This is a genomic window from Prevotella sp. 20925_1_30 (genome assembly GCF_041433025.1).
In the GTDB taxonomy this organism is placed as follows: Bacteria; Bacteroidota; Bacteroidia; order Bacteroidales; family Bacteroidaceae; genus Prevotella; species Prevotella vespertina.
Genome location: NZ_JAPWAR010000046.1, coordinates 1 through 9,232, shown reverse-complemented (window position 1 = coordinate 9,232; position 9,232 = coordinate 1). Strand labels below are relative to the sequence as shown.

Annotated in this window: 5 protein-coding genes, 4 pseudogenes and 1 riboswitch; of the genes and pseudogenes, 3 read left to right on the top strand and 6 right to left on the bottom strand. The window is 43.9% G+C overall.

Features of this window, described 5'->3' with window-relative positions; all coding sequences use genetic code 11:
- Window positions 1-965: pseudogene (locus O3603_RS11640) on the top strand (hypothetical protein); the annotation flags it as partial.
- A 579-nt stretch (window positions 966-1,544) separates the two neighbouring features.
- Here O3603_RS11640 and O3603_RS11635 read toward each other — a convergent pair.
- The 4 genes and pseudogenes from O3603_RS11635 to O3603_RS11620 all read right to left on the bottom strand — a co-directional run bounded on the left by O3603_RS11635 (window position 1,545) and on the right by O3603_RS11620 (window position 6,913).
- Window positions 1,545-2,228: a thiamine diphosphokinase gene (locus O3603_RS11635; RefSeq protein WP_311454274.1), complete on the bottom strand. Its 684-nt coding sequence runs from the start codon at window positions 2,226-2,228 to the stop codon at window positions 1,545-1,547.
- A gap of 57 nt (window positions 2,229-2,285) precedes the next feature.
- Window positions 2,286-2,861: pseudogene (pnuC, locus tag O3603_RS11630) on the bottom strand (nicotinamide riboside transporter PnuC); the annotation flags it as partial.
- Window positions 2,862-2,866: 5 nt separating this feature from the next.
- Window positions 2,867-5,251, bottom strand: a complete 2,385-nt coding sequence (locus O3603_RS11625; protein WP_371522984.1) for a TonB-dependent receptor — start codon at window positions 5,249-5,251, stop codon at window positions 2,867-2,869.
- A 25-nt stretch (window positions 5,252-5,276) separates the two neighbouring features.
- Window positions 5,277-5,375: riboswitch (TPP riboswitch) on the bottom strand.
- A gap of 238 nt (window positions 5,376-5,613) precedes the next feature.
- Window positions 5,614-6,913 (bottom strand): annotated as a pseudogene (locus O3603_RS11620) (IS1380 family transposase).
- A gap of 179 nt (window positions 6,914-7,092) precedes the next feature.
- Here O3603_RS11620 and O3603_RS11615 point away from each other — a divergent pair.
- Together O3603_RS11615 and O3603_RS11610 are read left to right on the top strand one after the other, a co-directional pair.
- Window positions 7,093-7,545, top strand: a complete 453-nt coding sequence (locus tag O3603_RS11615) for a hypothetical protein (protein WP_371522982.1) — start codon at window positions 7,093-7,095, stop codon at window positions 7,543-7,545.
- Between the two features lie 75 nt (window positions 7,546-7,620).
- Window positions 7,621-7,848, top strand: a pseudogene (locus O3603_RS11610) (hypothetical protein).
- Here O3603_RS11610 and O3603_RS11605 read toward each other — a convergent pair.
- Together O3603_RS11605 and O3603_RS11600 are read right to left on the bottom strand one after the other, a co-directional pair.
- A complete protein-coding gene (locus O3603_RS11605; RefSeq protein WP_371522980.1) occupies window positions 7,790-8,446 on the bottom strand; it encodes a hypothetical protein in 657 nt (218 codons plus the stop codon). The pseudogene O3603_RS11610 and the gene O3603_RS11605 sit on opposite strands and share 59 nt — an antisense overlap.
- Window positions 8,447-8,599: 153 nt before the next feature.
- Window positions 8,600-9,073 (bottom strand): hypothetical protein, encoded by a 474-nt coding sequence (locus tag O3603_RS11600; protein ID WP_371522978.1) that lies wholly within the window; start codon window positions 9,071-9,073, stop codon window positions 8,600-8,602.
- Window positions 9,074-9,232: the final 159 nt, after the last annotated feature.

Below are 9,232 nucleotides of genomic sequence, written 5' to 3'. Positions count from 1 at the left end.
AGCCATATGTTACAGTAAACAATGTCACATGGGCTACAGGTAACTTTATACATTATAAGCAGGGTACAAAGGAATACTGGGGTATTGCGCCTGCACAGTGGTGGATTAGTAACTATGGAGATAATCCATCAGCTGAAAACAGAGCTAATAACAAAGATATCTCAAAGAGTGGATTAGGTTCACAAAACTGGTATATTGATAACCATAATGGACGTTACACTCAGACTTCTGATGACATGGATCTCTTTAGATGGGGAGATATTACAGAAACTTTGAATTTGAAAAGTGCTGAATACCTCGGTGGAACAGGATTTAGTATGGAAGGAAATTATTATAAGAACAAGCTGTTACCTGGTACCTTGGGTAACAGACCTGTAGACAAAAACCAAGCTGTATATGGTGATATCGTAAGATATCATACCGAAAAAGCAGGACGTAGTTATTATTATCAGTACCCTTCCTTGGCGCAACTCGAAGGCTTGAAGAATAGCGCCACAAAGATACCAGCATTCTGTTATACCGATAAGGGAAATAAGATTTATGGCATTTACTATAGCGATTACATACTGACAGGTCAACATGCTAAGTTCCCTACTAGCAAGAAACTCTGGAAGTATGAAGACGTAACAGGACTTGTTCTTGCTAATCGAGGCTTGTTCTTACCTATTACAGGACGTCGTGACGATGGTATTAACAATAAAAACAACGTAGTTTTCCGCCATGTCGCTGAGGGTAGTAATTTCATGGGCTTCTATTATGCTGATCGTGCAACGGCAGCAAGTACCTGTAAAGGCTTATTCTTTGGTTCTCTTAACTATGGAATAACTGAACCACAGAAACATCAAGCTTGTGCAATCCGCCCAGTCTATGTTAATACTCAAAGAACTGTAACGCAACCAGTTGTTGATGCAGCCTACTTTGCACCATTCAATAACATCATTACTCATGACGGTCGTAAGTACTAAACGGCTAAGAGAATAGATTTTTATTTATTGCTGTCTAGCAATACTTAAATAGCATAAAGTTTATTGCGGGATTACCTTTATTAGGTAGTCCCGCATTATGTTTGGGAACTAAATACTCTAATCTATCAGCTTCTTATTCCGTGTGTTCACTTGTCTAGTCTTATATCTCCCTTTCCATTGGTATGTGTAAACCTATCAGTATAATTTACATAAGTTGCAGGATCCAACTTCTTCTAGATAACACATTCGCTTTTGTGTTCCCTCTCACTCGCATAATGTATGCAGCGTACTTGTTTCTAGAAAAAAAGTACTATCGTTTTAAGTAAAAAGTACTATCGTTTTGGGGAAAATGGAGGTACGTTTTACTGAAAATGGAGGTACGTTTTCTTAAAAACGGAGGTAGGTTTTTCCTGATTGTATATTATTTCTGTCCAACTTTATACTAATAGTACGGAAAGAGGGTGGTTGTAATGGGATAGAAGGATTATTGTACAGCAATATTCAATTATAAAAGAAGCCATATCGACATCTCTTAAAAGGATGAAGATATGGCATTTTTGATCTGTAGAAAAAGGATTGTTATGCTTTATGCGTTCGATAAATGAGATAATCACCATCGGCATGGATTGTGAATTCATTTGATAAGGCTTCGTTCAGCGTTCCTTGCCATAGTTCGTTGAATGGATAGATATCCCATTTGAGTCCGTTGCTGGATAGCTCTTTGCAGGTAGCGTTGAAGATGCTGACTTGCTGTCCAGGGAAAGAATCAAAGCGCATAGTGCCCGATGCTGCTACGAAATAGCCATAGTCGGTTATCATCACTGGGTCGATAGCTAACTGCCGATAGTAATAGAGCATGAGAGATATGTTCCCTAGTGTGTGATCTTCCCGTTTGCCAGTTGCTCCGAGGTAGCAGAAACGGGGGCGGGTATGCGTGGATGCGTCCATCTTCAGATGGGAACGAGCAAAGAGGGTCGCCTTGGTGAGGTCATTAAACTCCTGTTCTGATATATGATGATAGATGTGTGCATAACGTTGTTTCAGCTCTTCTGAGAGTGAGTCGCCATCGCCCACTACTGCCGTTGGTTCTATCTCATATTCAAGTAGCTCTTTTAGTGCGCCATCGCATACTATGAGATTATCCGCAGTGCGTAGGATGTGAAGGGGTAGGACGTGGGTGGGGAAGTCGCCCGCTGCAAGGATGACGGCACAAAAGCCTCCCCCAACCCCTCCGAAAGGAGGGGAGTGCCTAACGGAAGGTATCTCTCCTAATTCCTCCGAAGAAAGGGAATGCTCAATGGAGGTATCTTGCCCATTAGCACTCCCCTCCTTTCGGAGGGGTTGGGGGAGGCTTTTTCGCCACTTAAAGTACCCTGCCACAGCGATAATGGAATAGAGAGCATAGAGCCCTGCGGTGAAAGGAATTCCTTTATAAAGGTAGAGTCCTGCCAGTTCGATGTCGACGACAATCCATATCCACCATTGTTCGATGTATTTCTTTGCTAATGCCCATAGTCCGATGAAGCTGAGCGCATTGCCGAAGCTGTCTAATACGGGTACGGTAGAGTTCGTGAACTTGATGAGGATGAGGTAGAGTGCGCCCCAAAGAAGGAGGAAAACAAGCAGTGAGGGGAGTATCAACCGACGAGGATAGTGTGTGATAGGAATCTCCTCCGCCCCTTTCTTCCGTCCGAACTTCCAATACAAGAAGCCATAGATGGCTGCTAAGGTGTAGTATATCTGCATTCCAAAGTCCGCATATAGTCCCGCCTCGTAATAGACGACCATATAGATGGCAGGCATGATAATACCCGTCAGCCAAAGCCATATACTCGCTTTGTATTCTTGATAGATGTAAATGAGGCCGACAATGCAGCCCAGCATGTCTAGTGTCATGAGCCTTAAAACTTCAACGCAACACTCCCCATCACATTAAATCCTGCCATTGGGATGAAGCCCAGTTGCGTGTAACGGTTCTCGTTAGGATGACCGTCATTGTCGAGGATAGTGCTATATACTCCTCCGCTGGCAGCATAATGACGATTGAAGATGTTGTTAAGATTCACACCGAAGATAACTTCCTTCAAACCGATAAGACGCTTTGCAGGACGGAGAGAATAGCTGATATTGACATTCGTCTGTGAATAGCAAGGCAACGAACGGGTTATATTCTCGGTGTTGTCGAGATACTGGCGACTTACGAAGTTTGTGTGCCATACAGCCTTAATGCCTTTGTAATGCAAATCGAGGAAACCATTGAGGATGGCTGATGGAGAGAACGCCAAAGTAGAGTGATTATAATGAATCTTGCGGAAGGAATCATCAAAGTTGACACTTGCCATCTCGTCGAAGTCCTTAATAACATTACGACTTAAAGCAGCGTTACCTTCGACAGTCAACCATGATAACGGATTCCAGCCAGCTTCCAACTCGGCACCCATGCGATAGCTGTTCTTGATGTTCGTGGTAAGATTCTCGCCTATGTCACTCTTCTCGCCAGTCTGCACAAACTGATTCGTATAGTCCATATAATAAAGGTTTACGCCTGCATGCCAGTTATTACCTGTGTACTGATAGCCAAGCTCTATATCCATCAATCGTTCTGGCGAAGGTGCAGGGTAACTACCATTCTCGGTAAAGTTATTGCGTTCTGGTTCACGGTTAGCATAGGCGATGGAGGCGTAAGCCTTGTGTCCATCACGATAGTAACTTACGCCCGCTTTAGGATTGATAAAGTCATAATGCTTATTGATATCCAATAGTTGATTATGGTATCCAGTGGCACTCTTACGGAACCTATCATTTTCGCCATTGGTTCTATATTCCACACGGCGATACTGAAGGTCGATAAACGTATTCCAGTAGTTGTTAAAGTGGTAATTGGCTTTGAAGAAACCGCTATAATCGAACTTACGAGCGTCAGAAGAATAATACTTATAATCCTTGCCGTTAGGTCGGAACTTGTTGTCAACCTGTTGGTCTTTGATATAAGTAAGATATCCGAAGTGATCCCCACGGAACTGTTGAAGGTTCAAGCCACCCATCACATCCCAGTTCTCATCTTTGTAGTTGAGATTGTAGATAACGCCGTAGGTGTGTTGTGACAAACCCTTACGACGCACGAGGTCAGTCTTTGCTATCTGCGTGCCAGTATTGTCGGTGAATTGCAAACCAAACCTAGCCAACTTTGCTTTCCGCTTGAACTCGCTGTAATAACCATAACCATAAGTATAATGTAAGGTTATGTTATGGCTCCAATGCTGTGCAGGATGAATGAGGAAAGAAAGGATGTTGTGATTCTGATAGAAGTTATCGGTAGTCTTCTTCCAAAGCGAACCATCGCGCATCTTAAATCGTTCCGTTTGATAATTCCCAGCAGCATCTTTGACGAAAGCACCATTATTGTCTGTCTGCAAATACTCGTATAGGGAATTGAATTTGCCTAATCCTCTATCGTAAAGATCCTTGTAAGTTTTAATACCCGTATGTACCCCGAAAGTGCCATCCATCAAACTAAGATCACCGCTACCAGCGACAACTCCATTCCAAGCCTGTCCCGTCTTCTCAAAGTTTCCGATGTTCTTGTAGCTAATGCGGAAGTTATCTCCTAACCAAGTCAAGCCGCCATAGTAAGAACCCGACCGCCCGCTTGTGCCGTGGACATAACCATCGGTCGCTGTCTCGTGATATGCCCCATCAAAGATAAGATGATTGAAGAGCAAACCCGTTGAGAACTTCAAACCAGCGTTGTAGGTGTTATACGAACCGTATGATGCACTGACTTCTGCGCTCGGCGTTCTCATGGGTGAACTCGTAGCCAAAGAAACCGAACCACCGAAGGCACCATCGCCGTTTGTAGATGTTCCGATACCGCGCTGTATCTGTACACTTCCCATAAGAGAAGCATACGAATTCATGTTTGCCCAGAACACAGACTGATCTTCCGGCGAGTTTAAAGCCACACCGTCTAAGGTGATGTTAATGCGACTTCCTGCTGCGCCTCGTATGCGCATAGCAGCCGTACCCGTACCTAATCCGTTCTCACCCCAAGCTAACACGCCCGGCGTTTGAGCTAATAAGAAAGGTAATTCACGTCCCGTTTTAGAGAAAGCCTCAAGTTCTGATTTCTTGATGTTAGCCACTGCATAAGGAGCATTCTTTTGTACTCGAACGCCAGCTACTATTACCTCTTCCAAGTGCTGTTGCTTGAGCGTGTCAGTTACTTCTTGTGCCTTTGTCGTTGCTACACATGTTAATGCAGCAGTGAATAGGATAATTCTTTTCATATCCTTTTAGTGATGATATTAAAATATAAATAAGGGGAATTTTCCCTACGACGGCATTACCCGTATCAGGTCAATGGGTATATTCTCAGCAAGCCCAAACAGGCAAGCACCCCCTAACTTCCGCTTTGAAAGTCGGTGCAAAAGTAATACATTCTTATCAAACAACCAAGGAAAAGGCAGTAAATGCTATTAACTCCCTCAATTCCGCAGCATTATTCCTTGTGAGGTACTTTTATATATTGAAGTGACATTTTTGGATTTATCCATTGATATGGGGATTTTCTGGGGTTCTTGGTTCTTGCATAGTCATGAAATCCCCACCCAAACCAATGGGGAAGTATGAAAAACCACTAAAATGATGTTTATTCAAGGAAGACCTCAGAGTAGTAGGTTTTATTTGTATATAGGTCCAGAACGTTCTGCCTTCCAGTGCTCACCCATTTTGCTGGCACGCTGACAAAATGTAGGATAAAGGCTTTCAGCCTGCTTGTCTTTTTCAATGGCTTGACCTTCTCACTGATATTACGGATGAGATAGAGATAGAAGTTCTTCAGCATGGCGGTAACCATCATGAAAACCATGTTCTCAGCCATAAAGGAAAAGGGCAGATGCGACCAGCCAAAGTCATTGTTCTGTATGTCGAAGTTCTTTTCGCTTGCTCCACGCTCATTATAAAATGTAATGATCTTTCTCGGTAGACATCCAGTTATTGGTGAGGATACAGCTGTATGTGTATATTACTCCGAAGATATCTGTCTGTTGCTTGCCATCCTTGTCTTTCAAAGGACTACGCTGTACGACAAGCCTGTATGCCTTTCCTTCTATTAAGTTGTCCATGCTGACGGAGGTGACATCGCATCTCTCATAACCAACCTCAACACTCTTCCATTCTTTCAGCTGGCGGAAGTCCTCACATCGGCTGCCGCAGTTGGCAGCACGTATATAGAACGTGTTGCAGCGCTGCTCTACGGTTTGGATAATTTCCTTTGAAGACGATCCACAATCAGCACGGAAACGCTCTATTACCACACCAAGTTCTGAGGTTACACGGTCCATAATGCGACGGAGCGTGTCTTCTTGATGGAATCTCACATTGGTGTTTCCGTCACGATTCTCACCTCCGACTATGATTCCCCCAATGGAAGCCCAACCAGGGAAATAGCCAAAATCCTGCTTGTAAGAATACTTTGCATCGAACTTGTGGGCTGGAATAAACTGGTGGTCAAAGTCTAAGTCAACATGGCTACCCACCTTTATAAGCCCCATCCTCCGTATCATTCGTAAAAGTAAGGTATTCAACTTCTGTGCCGTGTTGAAACTATACGACTTGTCGGAGGTTTCGCTCTTATAGACAATACTTTTCTCAGCAAGCTCCTTTAGTCCGCGCCCCACAGTGTCGGCACCGGGTAATAGCGTATCAGGTCTCTGCTTGAACTGTCCTATAAGCACATTGATGTCCTCAAGGCATTCTCCACCACAAAGGTAACTGAAGAAGAGAGAGCCGAAAATACTTCCATGGCTGAATGCTTTGCCGCTACTTCCACGTTTGCCCAATACAGATTCGGTAAGTTTTTCAAAACCCAACTTTGAGAAAACGTCCATAATGTGATAAATTCCACCGAAAGAAGTGATATTCTCGTTTTTAATTGCTACCTTTGTCATGTCAGATATTTTATTTGTTTTTTTTGTTGGTAGCACTAAGATAGGTGAAATTTCTGACATATCCAAGTGTTTCGAGAACTTTGTTTCTCAGACACTTGGAGTTCTTGCAAGAATTTATGCTGCGGAATTAAGGGATTTTATCGAAAATGATATTTAGCTGTCGGCGCATCAAACAACTTGTGCTTTTTATTTTCTTCTTGTTATCTCTTCAATCTTGTGATATTGGATTTACTCTTCCGTTAGATAACAATAAGTTTAGCCACGATATTCATTTATCAGAGAATCGTATGGTGAAGGTCAGCAGTATGTACTTCGGTGGCTGGTATTACCTTCTCTTTAATTTAAAGGGAGAGTATGTATTGAATCCCGACTCTTTACAGTTGGACTTTTGTGATAAGAATATAAACGTAGGGAGGTCTTTTCCGTTCTCTGGAACCAATACATATAAAGCCAATAATACGCACGTAAAGAATAGAATCATCTCAGTCCAATTACGTTATGAACGCCAAGACAAAGGCAACGAAGATTCATTAGCCTTATTTGTTCTGCCCTCAGATTTCATTATGGGTAATGACAAAAGGGTACTCACTGATTCGTTGAGAATAGTATTGAGGAAGGTAAAGAGGAAATAGTTCTTTTGTAACTCAGTCTGGCTTATTGTGTAATAGATTCAGATTATCACTCCCTATTGCTGAAGAGCCCAACTTATGGGAATGATATTGCGTATTGCCTCAAGTCACATTGTGGGGTAAGGGGATATTGTAGGCAAAAGTGGGTGCTTCAAGTTCAAATTATCTGCAAATTCAGTAATGAGAGGATGTGTACACGCAAGAAGGACGTTGAAAGGCTTAGTTGCGGATTTGAGGCTATACTATATTAAAGTTTCATCTTCACCCCTATCTCTGCCACCTTCGCGGCATCATAATCGGCCTTGATGTGAGCATAATCTCTGCTGCCATACGAGCTTGAAACAAGATAATATAATGGCCCACACTTGTCCGGCACCACATCGATATATAATATCTCTCCTGTCAGCAGGCGCATCATGGGCAGATGGTCGTATCTGAAGCGTACCTCCATCACTCGACAGTTATACTGACGTGTCTCCTCCCAAAGGTTAAACATGCTCAGATCCGTCGTGAAGTAGGCCTCGTCAATACCGCAAAACAAGTGGAATTTGCCCGCAATCAGGGTGAAGACTACGCCTTTGAACTTATAGTTTTTATACGCCATGTAAGAACCATGATACGTAAAAGGCAGGTGGGCGTAAGAGGAAAGTGCCTCTAAATACTCCGCCTCGCTGATGCGTTGGCAGTCTTGGAAGTCGTACAGTCGTGCCACAGCCATCGCCTCATCTTCATGGTACACACTTCTTGCCACACCCTCTTCTTCTCTGAAATCGTGCACCACCTGTCCACCTCTAAGATAGGCATATTCTGGCCAATCATAGCCGTGAATGAGCAAATACGAGTCCAACAGATGCAGATCCCGACGTATGATAATCTCGTGAAGTATATCTTGCGTGGGCTTCAACGCTTTCACGGCGTGGGCTACCGGTCCGCAAGCCTCTATCTTGAGCATCAGGCTGCTCTCTGACAACGCATGCGCCGTCTCAAAACCATAGTCTTGCCACAGACACCTCCATACCTCTGCGAGCCTTCTTTCTATCTCTTCCTGCTCCGTCTGCTAGTTGCTGCGACGCAGCGGAATCACCACCGAGAAGCGCATCTGCTCTCCGCTTCCCGTGAGCAATCCTACCTCCGTCAGCTCATAGGCGTACACCATCGAGTCTTCAAATGCAAGCACTCTATTCTGCCCTGCGGCAATCTTCTGATGCGTCAGTGCCTCTATGGCTGTGGCAAAATTGTCTTCCCGTTCGATGTGATAGCTCTCGGTCGGTGCTTCCTCGCTCGCTGGCAATGCATCCGTGCCGTCCTCCGCCTTATCTGCCGACGTCTCCATCTCCAGCACGTCACGCTTCTCGGCCCGCTTCTTGGTGTAATGCTCTGCCCAGATGAGCGCCCTGCCGATGAGCAGACCTATCACTGTCGGCCCCTTACCGCCATCGGCAACGACCCCTAAGACCAATGCTCCGATTGCTGTCAAGACAATAGCAATGAGCAGCCATTGAAGTATAGAGTTGGTAAAATGATGGTTCATATATGGTTTACCTTACCTTAATTCCGCAGCATAAACTCTTGTGAGAACTCCATGTGTCTGAGAAACAAAGTTCTCAAAACACTTGGATATGTCAGAAATTTCACCTATCTTGGTGCTGCAAACATAACAAGTAAGCAAAAATCTGACATGGCAAAGGTA